Genomic DNA, 18,652 nt, shown 5'->3' on the forward strand with positions numbered 1-18,652 from the left:
AATTAGAAAGATGAAAGCGTACGTATTTCCCGGTCAGGGGGCACAGTTCGTAGGTATGGGCAAAGACCTCTACGATAATAATCCTCTTGCTAAAGAGATGTTTGAGATGGCTAACGAGATCCTTGGTTTCCGTATCACGGATTTAATGTTTGCCGGAACAGACGAGGATCTGAGACAAACCAAGGTTACTCAACCAGCGATCTTCTTACACTCTGTCATTCTCGCGAAAACATTAGGTGATCAATTCCAGCCGGATATGACCGCAGGTCACTCATTAGGAGAATTCTCTGCCTTGGTAGCTGCCGGAGCATTGTCTTTCGAGGACGGCTTGGTATTAGTTTCCAAACGTGCCATGGCTATGCAAAAGGCTTGCGAGGCAACTCCCTCTACAATGGCCGCCGTATTAGCCTTGCCGGACGCGACGGTTGAGGAAATTTGCGCAAGCATCAAGGACGAGGTAGTGGTTTGCGCTAACTATAATTGCCCGGGCCAATTGGTAATCTCCGGTTCTATCCCCGGTATCGATCAGGCTTGCGAGAAGTTATTGGCCGCAGGCGCTAAGCGTGCCTTGAAGTTGAAAGTAGGTGGAGCGTTCCATTCTCCATTGATGGAACCGGCTCGTACGGAGTTGGCTGCCGCTATCGAGGCTACGACGATCAATAAACCTTCTTGCCCGGTTTACCAGAACGTAAGCACGAAAGCCGAGACTTGCCCGGAAACAATTAAGGCTAACTTGATCGCACAGTTAACCGCCCCAGTACGTTGGACCCAAAGCGTACAAAACATGATCGCCGACGGTGCCACTCATTTCATCGAGTTAGGCCCGGGTGCCGTTCTTCAGGGATTGGTTAAAAAGATTAATAAGGAAATGACTACGGAAGGTATGCAATAATTTACCTTTCAATGTAATAGGATAAAAGTCCGAAAAGGATGGAGGGTGATTTCCCTCGTCTTTTCCGGACTTTTTTATATACGATGATGATTCGAAAAGATCTTGAATGCTAAACTAATCAAAGGCCAACGTTGTTTTATACTATAAACACAATTCAGAATATAGAAAATGGAAACAGTACAACAGAAAAATAGGATTATCCTACTTTGGCCGGATGGAGCGCCCACTAGTAATGGATTGGCCGGCGTAGAATTGGAAGATGCCCCGAATGCCATATCCAATATATCGAATCCTTCCCTATTGGTTTATCCGGCGACGAAGCCGAATGGCAAGGCGATCTTGATGTGTCCGGGTGGCGGACTTTCCAAGATTTCGATCGGACATGAGGGGCGTGATATGGCCGCATGGTTTAATGCGCAAGGTATTACTTATGCCGTATTGAAATACCGGATGCCGAACGGACATAGGGAAGTCCCTCTGGACGATGTTCGCCAAGGTCTCCGCATCCTCCGTAATTACTCGGAAGAGTGGAAGATTACGAAGGTCGGTGTCATGGGTGCCTCCATTGGCGGTTATATCGCCGGGCATGCCGCAATATTCGGGGTAGACGACGCACGTCCGGATTTCCAAATACTCCTTTATCCGGTTATCAGTATGCTACCTCATTTAACGCACCTTAAATCGAGGGAACGGCTATTAGGAGCGAATCCCACGCATGAGGAAGAGGAAGCTTTCTCTTTGGAATTGCACGTAAACTCACTGACGCCTCCCGCCTTTATAGCGTTGGCTTCGGATGACGAGGCGATTAGCCCGGAGAATAGCGTGCTTTATTATCTCGCTTTGCTAAAGAACAAGGTGTCCGCCTCCTTGCATATTTACCCAAAAGGCGGCCATAGTTTTGGGTTCAGGGACAGCTTTATCTTTAAGCATTTATGGACTGAGGAATTGGAGAAATGGTTAAGTATGATCGAATAAGAGACTCGGGTTAAAACCCGAAGTCTCCATGACCCTCGTCCGCTGTCTCCTCCTCCGTTCCTTTTATATAAATAAAGTCATCTCCCTTGCGAATGCAAGAAGAGGCCGATATTTTCTCACCCCAACGTTTCAAGGTTTTTTGATCTTTCACGTAAATTAAGGCTTGAAAATAATCGGTCTTCCTTTCTCCCACGAACCAGACTCCCGTGAACGGGCAATCTTCCAGCAATTCAGCCAAAGACGTACTGGCGTTTGAGACAGAGATTGGGCCTCGCAAATATTTCACCGCACCCGAATAAGGGGAACGAATCCCAAGTATCTCCGGGATTTGAGGAGCCTCCTTACCATCCATCGGTAAATAAAGACGGATCAATTCGTCTACCGCATCCTTAGCGGCCGAGGAACCGGAAGGGATATCCATAAAAAACGGTGCCACACAAGTAAATGCGTGACACCGAAAAAGTATATATAAAACAGACCAAGCAGGTTCGCTATTTAGCGTTCCACCAAAGTGGAGTAGTCGTCAAGTCCGGGCCGCCCAAAAGCTGGAGAGCTTGCGCATAACCCACTTGATTATTCGTTTGGATATTCGCCGGATAACGATAACGTTTCGGGTAGAAATCCCAACGGCATTCCTTAGAGGTAGCGACCGTCAAAGGAACTTGATTCAATGGGTTGTAATCCTTCTCTACCGCTTGGTTCTCGAAGAAAGGAAGACCTAAACGACGATGATCGCTCCAAGCCTCTTCCGGCAACCAAGGAACTTGCGCTATATATTTCTGGGTGATAATCTTCGTCAGAGCGTCATTATTATAAGCGCCATTCCGGTAGATCGAGTTATGGGGATATTCATACGTACGGCTTTTTACCTCCTTCGTATATGGGTCCGTATAACGGATCGTATACGATTTCGCCTCTGTCGTATGGTCGAAAGCGACGGAAGTACCTACACGGTTGTATTTCTGAGACGATAGGTAATCACCGACTTGGCTCAATAAGCCATGATACTCAAAACTAGCCGTAACACCAGACTCATAATTGGATTTAGCCGTTCCCGGAACTTTCCAGCCTTTCACCGCAGCCTCCGCCAATAAGAAGTAACTTTCCCACGGGCCGAAGAAGACACGCTTATTGGTGCTCATTCGATATTGTTTCGATATAGAGGGATAATTATAATTCTTACCTGTCAGCTCACTTACCAGACCGGCTTTCACGTCCCATTCTCCGGCGACCCAAGTGCCCCACGTATATTTCGGATCGATCGTCAACATATTCTGGGTATTATCCGCCGGATTCTTCAAGTGAACCGGCTTCACCTCGCTGGCCGCACCGATATAATCGGAATAAACCACACCATCATCCCAGCCCACTACACTAAACAACTTCGGGGCACGGGGATCTACATATTGAGGTATACCGTCGAAATAGAAACCGGCGCACGGATCATTCGTCGTCAGCGGGAAGTGCTGGTTCAAATATAAACCTTGATAATCGTATGGATTCTTCAAATGGCTTTTTAAGGAGTCCGGCAACGGAAATTCCTGTCCACCCAAACCAACTACCAAGTTCTTAAACGTCACGGACATCGCCTGCCCATTCCAAGGACGAGACATCACGCTCGTCAGCTCATCCCAACCCTCTTTCTCCTGCACGGAAGCGATATCGGTTGGCTCGGAAATAAATGTCTTAGAGGCGGCATCCTCAAATTCCGCTTTCGCTAAGGCAGGATCGACAGCTGAGATACGCATCGCCAAACGCATACGCAAGGAGTTGGCGTACTTCTTCCATTTCGCAACATTTCCCGCATAGAAAGCATCCTCGTTAGCCATAGCGGACATATCCAAGGAGGGGTCTAACGCAGACTCAGCTTCCCGTAATTCTTTCAATATAAATTGATAGATAGCCTCTACACTATCGTACTCAGCCGGTACACCGGAGAAAGCGGCTAACGCAGGGATCGGCCCGAAACCGTCAGCTACTTCCGAGTTCAAGTAAGCACGCCAGATGCGGGACATCTGGATCACGTTCTTATAATAAGGATAAGTATCCGCCTCGCCATTGGCAACCATCTGCTCTCCTAACTGGATCGCTTTGGTCACTTGGTTCAGCCAACCCACGGCGTAATCGTTACTCAAGTAGGTAGTACTATAATCATTGTTATCCGTACCGATCGTAAAACCACTTCCCCTATTGAAACGGGAAGCACGGTCCCAGTACAAGATAAAGATACGCTCGGCTATCTCTGGGTTCATCTGGTCTCCCATGATAGAGGCATTCAGGAACCATTGGGGTTTCACCTTATCCTCTCCCACAAGATTCGGGTCCTCATTGATCTCCTGAAAGTCATTACAGGAAGAAAGAAGAGCAGCCACCGATACCAGTCCGGTAAAAAGTATATTTCTTGTTTTCATCTTCATCATTTTTATCGTAATTCAAATTATCATGTATTCCATTAGAATCCCACGGTTACATTAAACGTATAGGAACGGCTGGTCGGCGCGGCTCCATTCTCGAATCCGGTAGCGTTGGTATTCGTGGCGGCAACGGACTCGGGGTCGATACCCGGCAAGTTATAATGGATCATCCAAACATTGTTACAAGTAGCGGATAGACGTACACGCTGGAAAGGCGTTTTCTTCAACATCTGTCGATTGAACTCGTAGCCAAAGGTGATATTACGCAAACGGACATTGGTGGCGCTATAGGTATAAACCTCTGGTAAACCATAATTTCCGGTAGACCCAATACGCTCCCAATAGTTCTGGGGAGTGACGGCGACCGTATTCTCCGCATAACCACTGCCCTGTTGAACCACGGTATTCGGTACCACGAATTCGGCACGATCACCATTCACCACTGTTCCGGCGGCGTTACCCCGGGTATACAGGTTGGAGGCTGTCGCCGAATAGATGCTACCACCGATACGGAAGTCTATCAAGAAGCTCAGGTTAAAACCTTTATAAGAGAAATTATTGGTCCAACCCATCATCCAATCCGGACTCTGGTTTCCTACTTTCGACTTCTCGGTAGAGATCAAAGGTAAACCGTCATCACCTACGACGATCTTTCCATAGTGAGGACTATTCTCATCGGTCACACGCATAAAGGTCTGCCCGTAGATCTCACCATAATAACCACCTACCGGAGCTACGATCTGGATAGCGTCGAACGTCTTTATATCATATAGATTCACGCCCTCGTATAATTCTTTGATCTTATTCCGGTTCAAGGAGAACTGCGCCGTAGAGCTCCAGCTCAATCCGGCGGGATTGTCTAGAATCGTACCGTTCAAGGAGATCTCCAAACCCTCGTTCTGAATGTTACCCGCATTAATCTTACGGGAAGCATAGCCGGAGAACGGGTCCATCGGTAAATCCAGTAACTGGCGGGTAGCGTTGGACTTATACCAAGCGGCATCCAAGCCTAACCGGTTATTAAAGAAACGGATATCGAAACCGGCCTCCCATGATTTAATCAACTCACTACGTACGTCCGAGTCGTAAAGTACCTTACCCGGTTTCGCCGTCGTATTCCCGTTGGGGTCCTTGCCTACAGAGTAGAAGTTATATAATTGATACGGGTCCAAGTCGTTACCTACCTCAGCGAAGGAGGCACGTACCTTAGCGAAAGAGAACCAATCCGGCATGCTTCCGCCAATCTTCGGCAACATATCGGAGATCACCGCGGAGAAGCTGACAGACGGATAGAAATAAGAGCGGTTGGCTTTCGACATCGTAGACGACCAATCGTTACGTGCCGTAACATCCAAGAACAGATAACCATCCCAGTTCAACTGCAACGACCCGTACAAGGAATTCATACGACGGCGGATCAACTCGGAAGTGACTGTTGGCTTATTCACGCCATTATTCAGCGAGAACAAGTTCGGCACCAACAACTCTCCGGCAGAAGCGTTCATCTTATTACGCTGCTGGAGCATCAAGTTACCACCGAAAGTAACGAAGCCTCCCAGCCGATCGATCAAGTTATCCTTCCGGGCCGTAGCCAAGAAACTGAAGTTATTCTCATAGAAGGTCTCCGATCCCTCGGTATACAGACCTCTCGGACTGGTATTACCACCGGCATATACTTTCTCGCTCTTCGTCGTGGTATAATAATCCGTACCACCTCTCAACTCAATATCGAACCAATCGGTCGGGGCATATTTCAAGGAGATATTTCCTAACAAACGGTTACGGGTATCCTCGTTCTGGCGATAACGGGTCACCCAATAAGGGTTCTCCTGCGGATTCTTGGAGGCGTCATACCAAATCATATTGCCTTGCTCATCCACGTCATCCTCAAACTCACGGATATTCAAGGAACGAGGCAGGTTATAGATCGTATTGAAAGCGTTCGAGGGATTCACGCCCTGAATCGGGCGGTTATGTGCGTTTTGATTGATATAATTCACCTTGGCATCTACTTTCCACTTTTCCGCCTCATCTAGGAAAGTAGTGGCACGCAAGGTAATATTCGTCTTGTTTAGTTTTGAGCGTGGGGTGATGCTAGCATCGTCGGAACGGTTTACGGAGGCGAATACCGCCGTACCCTTTATGTTCTGCTGGAAGCTGACACCCTCGTTAAAGGAGGTTCCGGTACGGAAAAAAGCGTCGATATTATCATATGTATGCAGAGGGATTTGGTTGCCTCTCCAATCGGTTACCATTTGTCCCGTGGCTTTCGGTCCCCAGCTAAGGCGGGATTGGTTATCGTAAACGCCCACGGAGCCTTGTCCGAAGTCGTTCTGTAAATCAGGTTTCAGGAAAATCGTCTCGGCGGTGATACCGGCGTTGATCGTAATACCGAGTCCCTCGTTCTTACGTCCGGACTTGGTAGTGATCAAGATCACGCCGTTACCGGCACGTGAGCCATAAAGGGCGGCGGCGGAAGCACCCTTCAATACCGTCATGGACTCGATATCTTCCGGGTTGATATCCGAAAGACCGTTACCCATATCCGCACCGGAGTTACCCCATACATCATCCACGCCACCGGTGAAGTTATCCATCGGGGTACCGTCTACGACGATCAAGGGCTGGTTGCTACCCGTCAATGAGTTATTACCACGAAGTACGATCTTAGAGGACCCTCCTACGCCATTGCTTGAACGGACGATCTGCAAACCGGAAACCTTACCGGAAAGGGAGTTCGCCAAATTCGGCTCACGGGAGGCCAAGAGGTCGTCCCCTTTCAACTCCTGCATGGCATAGCCCAAGGCTTTCTTATCTCGTTTCATACCCAAGGCAGTCACCACCACCTCATCGAGTTTCTGGGTATCTTCCACGAGTTTAACCGTAATCTCGGACTGGCCGGTATATGGGATGTCTTGCGAGGTATAACCGATAAACGATATCTGTATGATATCCCCTTTCTTCACGTTATCCAAAGTAAAATGCCCGTCCAAGTCGGTCATAGTACCATTGGTAGTTCCTTTCACGATTACGGACGCCCCGGTAACGGGTCCTAAGGCATCCTCAACTATTCCCGACACCTTTGCGTTTTGCTGGGAAATGTCAACCTTCGGAATCCCGGGCATAGGCGTGGCGTATAAGTTTCCCGAGAACCCAAGCGCCCCTACCAACAGGATTAAGCTGACTGGTCTGAATCTTTTCAACATAACTACTGTTTTTTGTTTATTTTGATAGACAATGTTTTAGTTTTTGCGTCAACGAATGTCATTTATCCTGTATAAACATAAAAAGGGCAGATATGTTTTGAGTTTAACATATACAAGAGTAACCGGAGAGAGATGAGTATCACTCCGGTATCTCAGTAAACCAGGAAGGTCGTGAGTTTAGTGACAAGTGATTTTAGGAATGGACAATATATATACTGCGTTGCCCCAATAATATATACTGCGTTGGTCAAGTAAGATATACTACGTTTATTAGAATGCCCATCATAAGCACCTTTCGACCGCAGTCGGCAGGGGCTTACGATGGGCATTGTTAGATGCTTATAATAGCGGTCGGCACAAATACACAAAAACAGGGGCTTTTGACACACCCTCTTTCATATAAATCAATGTTTAGCCCACCATAGCGGAGTAGAAATTAAATCAGCTCCACCCAATAGCTCAACAGCTTTCATATAACTATCCTTACTATTGATTTCCATATTCGCTGGATAGCGCAGACGTTCTTGATAGAATTCCCACTTACATTCCTTACAGTTAGCACGAGTAAGAGGCAACTCGTTACTAGAAACGTTATAATCTATCTCAACAGCTTGATTCTCAAAGAAAGGCAAACCTAAACGACGATGATCAGACCATGCCTCTAAAGGTAACCAAGGAACCTGTGCCAAGTATTTTTGCGAGATTATCTTTGTCAGCTTATCATTATTGACCGTACCATTCTTATAAATAGAATTTTTCGGATAAGTATAAGTAGTAGTCTTTTTCTCACCAGTATAACCATCTACATATTCAGCCGTATAAGACTTTGCTTCCGCCGTATGATCAAAAGCGACAGAAGTACCTACACGGTTATATTCCGTAGAACTCAAATAATCATTTAAGAACTCAGATACACCGTGATATTCAAAGCTAGCTGCTATACCAGCCTCATAATGAGATTTCGCACTACCAGACACGTTCCAACCATACAACGCAGCTTCAGCCAATAAGAACTCCGTCTCCCACGGCCCAAACCATACACGCTTATTCGTACTTTCACGATATATCTTGGATAAAGAAGGATAAGTCTTACTTGCTCCTGTCAATTCGCTGGTTAGCGCTGAGTATTTATCCCATTTTCCAGCAACCCAAGTATTCCAAGTATATTTCACGTTCAACTCCAAATATGTCTTATTGTTATCCTCAACATTTCCAGTAGCAGGATCCGCTAAACGAGCCTTATCAGCCAAACCGATATTAGAGAAATAAACAGTACCATCATCATATCCCGGAATATGAAACAACTTAGTAGCACGAGGATCAATCTTTGAAGGAAGAGCATCAAAGAAATAGCCTGCAGCCGGATCATTCGTAGAAACCGGTAAGTGTTTTTCTAATCGAAGGCCTAGATAATTACGAGCATCTTTCAATACCACATCCTCTTTTATCGCCGCAGGAACTTGGAAATCGATTCCTCCTAGGCCAATCATCATATTATTAATGGTGACCGAAATGGGTTGGGCATTCCAAGGACGAGACATCACACCATCAAGATCAGTCCAACCGCCTTTTTCTTGCACCTGAGCAATTTCATCTTGCGTAGTAATAAAATTATTCGTCGAAGCGGCATCCTCAAAAGCAGCCTTTGCTTTAGCTTGATCTACAGCAGATAAACGCATAGCGTAGCGCAAGCGTAATGAGTTCGCATACTTTATCCATTTAGAGGCATCACCATCATAGAAAGCATCCGTTTTCTCTGATGTAATAGCGCTCATATCCGCATTTACATCTATCTTGCCAGCGGCATCTTTCAATTCAGAAATAATAAAATCATAAATATCTTCTATACTCTTATATTCTACGATACCATCAAAAGCGTTTGCCGGAGGCACAGGACCAAAGTTATCAGCCAATTCAGAGATGACATAAGCCCGCCAAATACGAGACATCTGTAGCAAATTGTTCTCATAAGGATACTCCGGATTGGCGGCACGTTCCGTACCAATTTTCACGGCCATATTAACATTGTTCAGCCATCCCACTCCATAATCAACGCCAAAGTAGTCCGTATTATAATCATTATAATTCGCACCTGTAGCTAAACCACTACGACGTTCAAAACGAGCCGCACTTTTCCATTGATACACGAACACACGCTCTGCGATATGCGGGTTCTGCTGTGCCCCCATGATTGATTTATTCAGTAGATAAGATACTTTGATCGCACTTTCATCTACGGCATTCGGGTCTTTATTTATTTCCTCAAAGTCGTTACATGCAGTAAATAAAACGGCTAATGAAGCTAACCCTATTATTGTTCTTTTTAATGTTTTCATACTTAAAATCATCTTTCTTATTAGAAACCAACTGTTACATTAAATGTGAAAGAGCGAGAAGTCGGAGCTGCCCCATTCTCAAAACCAGTAGCATTGGAATTTGTAGCCGAAATAGATTCCGGATCAATACCTTCCAAATGATTTACAATCATCCAAACGTTATTCGCCACGAATGATACACGTACTTTCTGTAATGGGGTTTTCTCTAACCATTTTTTCTCAAAATCATAACCAACGGTAATATTACGTAGACGAATATTAGTAGCATCATATAAAAATGCCTCACCCACACCGATATTACCTCCGGCAGCACGTCCCCAGTACAATTCAGGAGTAACAGCATTAGAATTTGCCGTATAACCACCATTTCCATCAGAAGTCACTGAATTCGGAACTACAAATTCCTCACGGGTTCCATTTATAACGGTACCTGCGGCATTACCTGCCTTGTACAAATTAGCAGTGGTCGCTGAGTAAATATTTCCACCAATACGAGCATCAATCAAAAAGCTCAAAGAAATATTTTTATAAGAGAACGAGTTAGTCCATCCCAACATACAATCAGGCTGTTGATTCCCCAGATAATAATCATCTGAAGTAACTAATGGTAAACCTTGAGCATCTACAATAATTTTACCAGCATGTTCCCCACTTTCAACACGTTGGAATTTTTTACCATAAATATCGCCATAATAACTACCCGTACGGGCTACAATCTTTAAATCATCAAAAGTCTTGATGCCATATTCATTTACTCCTTCATACAAATCTATGATTTTATTTTTATTGAAGGAAGCATTCAATGTTGTTTCCCAATTTAAGCCTCTAGGATTCTGCAAAATAGTACCATAAAGCATTAATTCCACACCTGAATTTTGAATATTACCTGCATTGATCTTACGTTTGGAATAACCAGAAAATGGATCCATTGCCAAATCTAGCAATTGGCGGGTAGCATTAGATTTGTACCAAGCCGCATCAATACCTAATCGATTATTGAAAAACTTCAAATCAATACCGGCTTCCCAAGATTTAATCAACTCTGAACGTACAGAAGAATCATATAAAGTAGTTCCTAGAGCTGCAGTTGGGTTACCATTTGGATCTTTATCAACCTTGAATACAGTATACAATTGATATGGATCAAGGTCATTACCTACTTCCGCATAAGAAGCACGAACCTTAGCGAAACTCATCCATTCCGGCATTGTACCGCCAACCTTTTCCACCATATCTGAAATAACACCAGATAAGCTAACCGAAGGATAAAAATAAGATTGGTTTTCTTTACTCATAGTGGAAGACCAGTCATTACGAGCCGTAATATCCATAAACAGCCAGCCATCCCAGTTCATTTGCAAAGAACCGTAAATAGAATTCATCTTGCGCTGTACATCTTCAGATGTATGCGTCATATTATTCTTGTCAGCGGCATTAGACATCGCAAATAGATTCGGGATCAATAAATCACCCGTACCAGCCTCTAATTTCTTACGGCGTTGCATCATCAAGTTTCCACCCACGGTCACAAAACCACCAAACTTGCTAAAAAGGTTATCTTTCTTAAAGGTAGTCAAGAAACTATAGTTGTTCTCATAAAAAGTCTCCGACTTCTCAGAGTAACGCCCTTTCGGATTCACATTACCACCAGAATATACCTTATTTGTAGTCGTAGTCGTATAATAGTCCGTACCGCCTTTTAGCTCGAGGTTCCACCAGTCCGTTATCTTATAAGAAAGAGAAATTGTACCTAACAAACGATTACGAGAGTCTTGATTTGTTCTATAATCTTTAATCCAATACGGATTTTCTTGGGGAGTACTCTCGGTATCCCACCAAATCATATTTCCATTTTCGTCCAAACAGTTCTCCAGATCCCTAATATCCAGCGATCGTGGTAAATTATAGATCGTACTAAAGGCATTCGATTGGTTAATACCTTGGATTGGACGATTCTTTGCGTTATTATTTAAATAGTTGGCTTTTGCATCTAATTTCCATCTTTTATCCGGACCGAACTCGCTTGTTCCACGCAAAGTAAGAGACGTTTTATTTAATGATGCACCCGGAACGATGCCCTTATCATCAGAGCGATTAATTGAGGCGAATACCGCCGTCCCATCATAGCTCTGCTGAAAAGATACACCTTCATTGAATGAAGTTCCTTTCTGGAAATAAGCATCTATATTATCATAAGTATACATCTGGACTTTCTGCCCATCCCAGCGATCAATTGTTACGGAACCATCGGCAACAGGCCCCCAGCTTGAACGGTCTTTCACATTATATATGCCATTTGTACCCTGACCATACGTATTCTGTAATTCTGGTTTCAAAAACATGCTTTCCACTGTAACTCCGGCATTTACAGTAATACCTAATCCACTTTGCTTTTTACCCGATTTCGTCGTAATCAAAATTACGCCATTACCTGCACGAGAACCATATAACGCGGCGGCTGAAGCTCCTTTCAACACGTTCATGGATTCGATATCTTCCGGGTTGATATCTGACAAACCATTACCCATATCCACGCCGCTATTACCCCAAGCATCATCAACTCCTCCAGTAAAGTTATCCATTGGAATACCATCGACAACAATCAACGGCTGATTAGATCCAGTTAATGAATTATTACCACGCAATACAATTTTTGAAGAACCGCCAGGGCCACTACTAGAACGAACTACCTGCAAACCCGATACTTTACCAGATAACGCATTCGCAATATTACTTTCCCGTGCATTTACAAGTTCGTCTCCTTTCAATTCTTGCGTAGCATATCCCAACGCTTTCTTCTCACGCTTGATACCCAAGGCCGTAACCACGACCTCATCCAATTTCTGGGTGTCTTCCGCTAATTTGATAACGCCTACCGGCTTACCGGTATACGTAAGCTCCATGGTGGAGTAACCAATGAATGAGATTTGGATTACATCACCATTCTTGACGCCATCCAAAGTGAAATTACCGTCCATATCGGTAATCGTTCCATTAGACGTTCCTTTCACGACAACTGACGCTCCGGTCACTGGGCCGAAATCATCTTCCACTGTACCTGTTACTTTCCCGTTTTGCTGGGAGATAGAGGTACCTTGCTCAACAGGTGCGATGTTGGCATACATACTTCCCGAGAAGCATAACGCACCCGCACATAGAATTAAGCTGACAGGTTTAAAGTTTTTCAACATAATTGATGGTTTTATTGATAAATAATTAGACAATGTCTTGGCGAAACATTTGTCCTTTTCTTAAATTCATCTACAGACAGATACTCACTCTTGAGTTCCGGCGCAATTAAGTTTCAATAAAAATGGGCTAATATTTTGAGTCCTATATGAACTTATTCCAAGTAGAAGTTGTTATATTTAGTTAGCGTCAAAATTCATAGCACATTTCATATCGGAGGCAAAGATATGAAATATTCATTACGTAGTGTTATTTTAATTAAAAAAATCACCCCTCATTTTTATGTTCTACAATATAAAATTAGAAATATAAACGGTTTTAAGTTAAAATTCAACCTAAGTTCATATAGAACTAAAGTATCTGCGCCAAGATGTAGAGGTTCCGTAATTCAAAGAAAGCGAAACAAAAAAAGTAAGTTAACTTCGTGGACAAAGTAAGTTAAGTTACTTTGCCCACGAAGTTAACTTACTTTGCCGATGAAGCTAGCTTACTTTTATCAGATATTTCTTATAATCCCTAAAATTCCTTCTCGTTCGCCATATACCACATATTAAGGAAGGAGGCCTTCGTGATGTCTACCACCTTGTCCCAGTTAATCCGGTCGGCATGATCGCTCGGTTGGTGGTAATCCGGATGCCCGTCGGTGTGATACCAGATGATGGGGATGCCTACCTTGGCGAAAGAACCGTTGTCGCTACCGCCTACCGGGTTATCCCATGGGCGATAATCCGGAGCGAGGTTCAAGCCGTATTTCTTGATATCGTTCTTCAGCCAGTCGCCAAACACAGGGTGGGACTCGGTGTAGAAATAAACCACGTGGGTAGGCTTCGCCTCGTTATTATTACGGCCTATCATGTCGAAGTTCAAGTAACCTTTCACGTTCTTGATCTCCGGAAAAGACTGCACGAAGGCTTTCGAACCGAGAAGACCTTTCTCCTCCCCATCCCAAAAGGCGAAAATGATCGTGCGCTCCGGCTGCTGGCCGGTAGCCAAGAATGCTCTCGCTATCTGGAGGACGGCAGATACGCCGGAGGCGTTATCGTCGGCGCCATTGTAGATCTGGTCGCCGTCCAACATCGGATCGATACCCAGATGATCGTAATGCGCTCCCACGATCACGATCTCGTTCGGATTCTTGCCCTCTATCTTACCCAAGATATTATTCAAGGAAAGTTTCTGGAAAACACCGGTTTGCTTGATAGCCGCTATGGAATCCGGCTGCACCTGCCAGCGGGCCCCTCTCTTCTGGCGTTCCATATGGTAAGCCTCAAACGGATGGTAATAAGAGTCTCCTACAGGGTCGATACCCAATGATTTCAGGTTCGCCACGATATAATCGCCCGCTATACGGCCTCCACGGAAACCAGCCTCACGGCCCTCCAGATCATCATCGGCCAAGAAACCGATATGCGCCTCGGCGGTCGATCTATTTATCACCTCCAAACCTTTCTTCTCCGGACTTTCCGCCCAAAGAGCCGTACTTAATGCCAGCGACATTAAGAGTAATCCTGCTTTTTTCATCGTTTTTGTGTTCAAATGATTATTGTTTTAGCTTTTTCATCCACAAATATAAGTAATTTCCCTGATATGCGAAGGAGAAGGAAAGGAAAGGGCACAAAAAAAAGGCTCACCCGGCCGTATCGCCAAAGGTAATCCTCATTTCCTATCTCTCACCATTCCGTTTTGAACGGAGGTAAGAGATGACATCTAATTTATTTCTTACTTTAATTCTTTACTTAAAAAAGACGCGGTCTTTTAGTTCTTATCCGCATCTACACTCATTTCGCTCATAAGGCGACGGATCTCAGCGTTTAATCGCTGACTCATGGCACCATTGCCAGCTGACTGGTAACGATCTGCTTGATAACGCAACATCGCTAAAGCACGAAGGCTTTTCTCATTTTCTCTCATCATCATAATCTTTTTGTTTTACGCTTCCCACGCTTGGAAAGCCAGTTAATAAATAATCCTAAAACGATCTTTCTTTCTTAATTCGTTACAAAGATAACCATTTTATCCGAAACAATGTTGTAGAACATAATAAAATATTTCATTTTTTCGATTATTTATAACTTGTGCAAATAAGTCTAAATACGCCGGGGATTACTCCACCGGCGTTAATTCACCTGTAACAGAGTCTATTACAAACCCTCTTACCGTTATATCCGACGGAACCAGCGGATGATTCCGAATTTGCTCCACGGTCTCGTGCACGGAAGCCTCGGAGGTCTCGAATCCCCGCAACCACGACTCGAAGTTTATACCGCAATATCGGATCATATCTATTCGTTCCTGCGGAATTCCCCGCTCTTTCATCTTTTCGATCATCTCGGAGCTATTCATGTGCTTGGCTCCGCAATCGGTATGCCCGATTATCATTACCTCTACAACCCCAAGCTCGTAAATCGCCACCATCAAGCTCCGGATAACGCTTCCGAAGGGGTGGGATATGATCGCCCCCGCGTTCTTTATAATTTTCACGTCTCCATTCTTGATGCCCAAGGAGGCGGGTAGCAACTCGGTCAGCCGGGTATCCATGCAAGACACGATGGCGATCTTCTTATCGGGATATTTATTCGTGATATACTTCTCATACCCCTTGTTCTTTACGAACTCACGATTATAGCTTACCAATTCATCAATCATAGCGTTTGTGATTTAGCGTTATTAAACTGTTTATTTATATAACATCGAAATGTCTTAAAGCGTTCATGACACCATCGTCATCTACGGAGTCGGTCACGTAATCCGCCGCCTCTTTCACCTCGTCGCCGGCGTTACCCATGGCTACCCCGATCCCGGCGTGGCGAAGCATGGCCATATCGTTGCCTCCATCGCCAAAAGCCATCGTCTCGTGGAGCGAGATCCCGTAATACTCGATGATCTTATCGATCCCTACCGCCTTACTGCTCCCCCGCGGCACGACATCCGCAAATAGCGGGTTCCAACGAGTAGCCTCGCAATGCGGCAAGACGGACATGATACGTTCTTCATGGCCGGGAGAGAAAAAGGCTATCAGCTGGTATACTTCCTTACCCCCGTTGCCACGCAAAGGACGCAAGGGAGGATGAGGGAAGTCTAGCATGTCGTAAAGCTGTCGCACAGAATCATCCACGTAGTTCTGGTAAATCCCATCTTCCTCCACCAAGGCGCACGGGAACGCCTCCTCATTCTCTTGATAGCGGATCAACGCCTCTATATCCTCCGACGGGATATTATGTTTATAGATAACCTTATCTTTTCCAGCCAAGCAATATCCTCCGTTCAAGGTAACATAGCCATCAAACTCTTGCGTCCCGAGGTTATTGATAGATTGCAACTGGCGGCCGGTAGCGATGAAAACCTTGATTCCCTTTTCTCGCAACAGGTCCAAGGCCCGGACCGTGGAGTCCGGTAGCTTATGCGTCTTGAAACTTACCAACGTACCGTCAATGTCAAAAAATACTGCCTTAATCATACTTATACTACTCTTCTTTTCGTACAAAAGTAGGTAAAAAAAGCGGAACCTAGGCATAAAGTATTTATGATCATACTATCGGGAGCATAAAATAAATCGACAACCTCTTGTTGATAAACATTTGTTTACCTACCTTTGTAAGGTCAAGATCTTTTAGATGGATGATAACCAAAAAGAGCTAAAGGCTCTGATAGAACATGAAAAGAAAAATCTTCTGTTCTATTCTCTCTACTGGGATATTTTAGCGCAAAAAACCTCAGAAGGGGAACTTGAAAAGCAAATAGACCTGCATTTAGACAGGTTATTGTTGTTACTCAAGTTGAAAGGTTAACAGAAAGTACTCCTAAAGGAGTACTTTCTAAAAGATCTTTTCACTGGAACTTTTTAACAGAACAACATATGGCAAATTACGATCAACTCAATCAAGAACTGGAAACATTAAAAAGTAAATTCATGCTTCTGGATACAGATGAAGAGCGCAAGGCTTTCCGCTCTGAAGTAACAGCGTTTATCGACTCTAAAAGTGACGAAGAAAAACAGTTGGTCAACGAAGCGTTTATCGCAGGGGCAAATGATGCCTGCGCCAGAGCCGATAAGTTAATCGACAACGTTCTCAGAAACAAACTTGACGGTATATATGAATCGATCTCTTGGTCTTATATCGCACGTACTTATTTCAACAAAAGCAGGGCATGGTTGAGCCAACGTATAAACGGCTTAATGATCCATGGCAAAGAGGTACAATTCACGTATGAAGAAAAGCAGACGTTATTACAAGCGCTCCGCGATATTGGCAAAAAAATAGAACGTACGGCTCAAGTTATCGAGCAAACACTCTGAAGATCTTGACAAATTTACAGAGAGCAGAGACCCGGCCGACATCATGGTTCGCCGGGTTTTCTCATTAATCCAACCGCACTCAAATCGATATCCAAAAACAATTTGTACTTTTGTAGTCTGTTACCAACTAAATCTATCGTATGAGGAAACATTTTCTACTTTTCTTGCTTTGTCTAGCCACGAACGCCAGCCTGACGGCCCAAGAGACCCTTCGGGAGAATAACGGGGAACCTACACTCGTGGAACGATTATCGAACGGAGAGATCAAGATCAATAGCGCCGAGATGAACTTCCAGCTTTTCACCTCGGCCAACGCTGAGTTTGTCGGGAACGAGCTAGACGGTATGAACTTCAAGCTGAACCGTGTCCGGCTGGAGATCAAGGGGGATGTAGGCAAGTGGCTGGGGTATCATTACCGGCAGTCGTTCAACAAATACTCCGATCCCTATTCGCTCGACAACCTCTCCTCCTCGCTCGAGCTGGCTTACGTGAACCTAAAGGCACGGCATAATCTCAATTTCACGATCGGCAAGCAGTTCGTTAATTTCGGGGGATACGAGTATTACGTCAATTCCATCCGGGTACGAGAGTTTAGCGAGTTCAATAATTTACTGACCGCCTACCAAGCCGGAATCTCGGGCAACTGGCAAGTCAGCCCGGACCACGAGCTTTGTTTCCAGATCGTGAATAACCGCAACGGTAACGACGAGGACATCTACCCTACCGGACTTCCCGAGGGTACCGCCAAGGCCAAGATACCCTTTATGTACACGGTCAACTGGAATAGCTATTACCTGGACAAGACCTTGCAACTGCGTTATGCCACCGCCGTCGGACAGCAGACCCGCAAGCGCTACTCCTACTATTTCACCTGTGGCAATACCTATGAGAAAGGCCCGTTGCTAACATACCTCGACGTTATGTACACCCGCCAAGGGATCGACCAACATGGGGTCGTCAGCCGTCTGCCCGGCACGCCTCATACCGCCATGAACACCGAATACCTATCGATTATCGGCGACGTGGATTACCGTGTCCACCCCCAATGGAACGTTTACGTGAAAGGGGCGTACGAGACCGCCCGGGTGTATAAGAGCAACGGTGATTTCCGGAAAGGGATGTACCGCCGTTCGTGGAACGCGCAGAGTAGCGTGGAATTCTTCCCCTTCAAGCAACTCGACCTTTTCGTATTCGTCCTATACACCTACCGGGGCGTTATCCTAGAGAAAGCCGCCACGCGAATGGGAGCCATAGAGCCGGATACACACCGTATATCGCTGGGGCTGGTCTATTCGATCCCGGTCTTCTGACAAACCGCGCATACCCCATCCACCCCATAAAAA

General features: G+C 45.1%; 14 protein-coding genes. 5 read left to right on the plus strand and 9 right to left on the minus strand.

Annotation, left to right across the window (positions count from 1 at the left end; all coding sequences use genetic code 11):
- Window positions 1-10 precede the first annotated feature (10 nt).
- Complete coding sequence (gene fabD, locus DWX84_RS12455; protein WP_044545813.1) at window positions 11-892, plus strand: ACP S-malonyltransferase; 882 nt, start codon at window positions 11-13, stop codon at window positions 890-892.
- Between the two features lie 168 nt (window positions 893-1,060).
- On the plus strand, window positions 1,061-1,867 hold the full coding sequence (locus DWX84_RS12460) for an alpha/beta hydrolase (RefSeq protein WP_048928368.1): 807 nt from the start codon (window positions 1,061-1,063) through the stop codon (window positions 1,865-1,867).
- Between the two features lie 10 nt (window positions 1,868-1,877).
- Here the strand turns inward: DWX84_RS12460 and DWX84_RS12465 are convergent, their stop codons facing one another.
- The 9 genes from DWX84_RS12465 to DWX84_RS12500 form a co-directional block, all read right to left on the minus strand.
- Entirely contained in the window at window positions 1,878-2,303 is a 426-nt protein-coding gene (locus tag DWX84_RS12465; RefSeq protein WP_229040482.1) for a hypothetical protein, read from the minus strand.
- Between the two features lie 55 nt (window positions 2,304-2,358).
- A complete protein-coding gene (locus tag DWX84_RS12470; protein ID WP_044545814.1) occupies window positions 2,359-4,278 on the minus strand; it encodes a SusD/RagB family nutrient-binding outer membrane lipoprotein in 1,920 nt (639 codons plus the stop codon).
- A 41-nt stretch (window positions 4,279-4,319) separates the two neighbouring features.
- Window positions 4,320-7,487, minus strand: coding sequence for a SusC/RagA family TonB-linked outer membrane protein (locus DWX84_RS12475; protein ID WP_005866149.1), 3,168 nt, complete (start codon window positions 7,485-7,487; stop codon window positions 4,320-4,322).
- A gap of 404 nt (window positions 7,488-7,891) precedes the next feature.
- On the minus strand, window positions 7,892-9,823 hold the full coding sequence (locus DWX84_RS12480) for a SusD/RagB family nutrient-binding outer membrane lipoprotein (protein ID WP_008774163.1): 1,932 nt from the start codon (window positions 9,821-9,823) through the stop codon (window positions 7,892-7,894).
- Between the two features lie 20 nt (window positions 9,824-9,843).
- A complete protein-coding gene (locus DWX84_RS12485; RefSeq protein WP_005866145.1) occupies window positions 9,844-13,014 on the minus strand; it encodes a SusC/RagA family TonB-linked outer membrane protein in 3,171 nt (1,056 codons plus the stop codon).
- Window positions 13,015-13,528: 514 nt separating this feature from the next.
- Window positions 13,529-14,533 (minus strand): M28 family metallopeptidase, encoded by a 1,005-nt coding sequence (locus tag DWX84_RS12490; protein WP_048928367.1) that lies wholly within the window; start codon window positions 14,531-14,533, stop codon window positions 13,529-13,531.
- A 234-nt stretch (window positions 14,534-14,767) separates the two neighbouring features.
- Window positions 14,768-14,929 (minus strand): hypothetical protein, encoded by a 162-nt coding sequence (locus tag DWX84_RS21635; protein ID WP_005858277.1) that lies wholly within the window; start codon window positions 14,927-14,929, stop codon window positions 14,768-14,770.
- Window positions 14,930-15,115: 186 nt separating this feature from the next.
- The gene (locus DWX84_RS12495; protein ID WP_005866142.1) at window positions 15,116-15,658 is read right to left on the minus strand and encodes a carbonic anhydrase; all 543 of its coding nucleotides are present in this window, start codon (window positions 15,656-15,658) and stop codon (window positions 15,116-15,118) included.
- Between the two features lie 34 nt (window positions 15,659-15,692).
- The gene (locus tag DWX84_RS12500; RefSeq protein ID WP_008778109.1) at window positions 15,693-16,469 is read right to left on the minus strand and encodes a Cof-type HAD-IIB family hydrolase; all 777 of its coding nucleotides are present in this window, start codon (window positions 16,467-16,469) and stop codon (window positions 15,693-15,695) included.
- A gap of 157 nt (window positions 16,470-16,626) precedes the next feature.
- Here DWX84_RS12500 and DWX84_RS21640 point away from each other — a divergent pair, with 157 nt between their 5' ends.
- The 3 genes from DWX84_RS21640 (at window position 16,627) to DWX84_RS12510 (ending at window position 18,619) form a co-directional block, all read left to right on the plus strand.
- Window positions 16,627-16,800: a hypothetical protein gene (locus DWX84_RS21640; RefSeq protein ID WP_008778108.1), complete on the plus strand. Its 174-nt coding sequence runs from the start codon at window positions 16,627-16,629 to the stop codon at window positions 16,798-16,800.
- 68 nt (window positions 16,801-16,868) lie between these two features.
- Window positions 16,869-17,309: a DUF5053 domain-containing protein gene (locus tag DWX84_RS12505; RefSeq protein ID WP_005866138.1), complete on the plus strand. Its 441-nt coding sequence runs from the start codon at window positions 16,869-16,871 to the stop codon at window positions 17,307-17,309.
- A 140-nt stretch (window positions 17,310-17,449) separates the two neighbouring features.
- Window positions 17,450-18,619 (plus strand): porin, encoded by a 1,170-nt coding sequence (locus DWX84_RS12510; protein WP_048928366.1) that lies wholly within the window; start codon window positions 17,450-17,452, stop codon window positions 18,617-18,619.
- Window positions 18,620-18,652: the final 33 nt, after the last annotated feature.

This window comes from Parabacteroides sp. AF21-43, assembly GCF_003635435.1.
In the GTDB taxonomy this organism is placed as follows: domain Bacteria; phylum Bacteroidota; class Bacteroidia; order Bacteroidales; family Tannerellaceae; genus Parabacteroides; species Parabacteroides distasonis.

Bases quoted from the DNA above. Each gene is read 5' to 3' on its own strand.
- DWX84_RS21640 (WP_008778108.1), top strand. From the start codon at position 16,627: ATGGATGATAACCAAAAAGAGCTAAAGGCTCTGATAGAACATGAAAAG.
- DWX84_RS12460 (WP_048928368.1), top strand. From the start codon at position 1,061: ATGGAAACAGTACAACAGAAAAATAGGATTATCCTACTTTGGCCGGAT.
- DWX84_RS12480 (WP_008774163.1), bottom strand. From the start codon at position 9,823: ATGAAAACATTAAAAAGAACAATAATAGGGTTAGCTTCATTAGCCGTT.
- fabD (WP_044545813.1), top strand. From the start codon at position 11: ATGAAAGCGTACGTATTTCCCGGTCAGGGGGCACAGTTCGTAGGTATG.
- DWX84_RS12500 (WP_008778109.1), bottom strand. From the start codon at position 16,469: ATGATTAAGGCAGTATTTTTTGACATTGACGGTACGTTGGTAAGTTTC.
- DWX84_RS12470 (WP_044545814.1), bottom strand. From the start codon at position 4,278: ATGAAAACAAGAAATATACTTTTTACCGGACTGGTATCGGTGGCTGCT.
- DWX84_RS12490 (WP_048928367.1), bottom strand. From the start codon at position 14,533: ATGAAAAAAGCAGGATTACTCTTAATGTCGCTGGCATTAAGTACGGCT.
- DWX84_RS12495 (WP_005866142.1), bottom strand. From the start codon at position 15,658: ATGATTGATGAATTGGTAAGCTATAATCGTGAGTTCGTAAAGAACAAG.
- DWX84_RS12475 (WP_005866149.1), bottom strand. From the start codon at position 7,487: ATGTTGAAAAGATTCAGACCAGTCAGCTTAATCCTGTTGGTAGGGGCG.
- DWX84_RS12505 (WP_005866138.1), top strand. From the start codon at position 16,869: ATGGCAAATTACGATCAACTCAATCAAGAACTGGAAACATTAAAAAGT.
- DWX84_RS12510 (WP_048928366.1), top strand. From the start codon at position 17,450: ATGAGGAAACATTTTCTACTTTTCTTGCTTTGTCTAGCCACGAACGCC.
- DWX84_RS12485 (WP_005866145.1), bottom strand. From the start codon at position 13,014: ATGTTGAAAAACTTTAAACCTGTCAGCTTAATTCTATGTGCGGGTGCG.
- DWX84_RS21635 (WP_005858277.1), bottom strand. From the start codon at position 14,929: ATGATGATGAGAGAAAATGAGAAAAGCCTTCGTGCTTTAGCGATGTTG.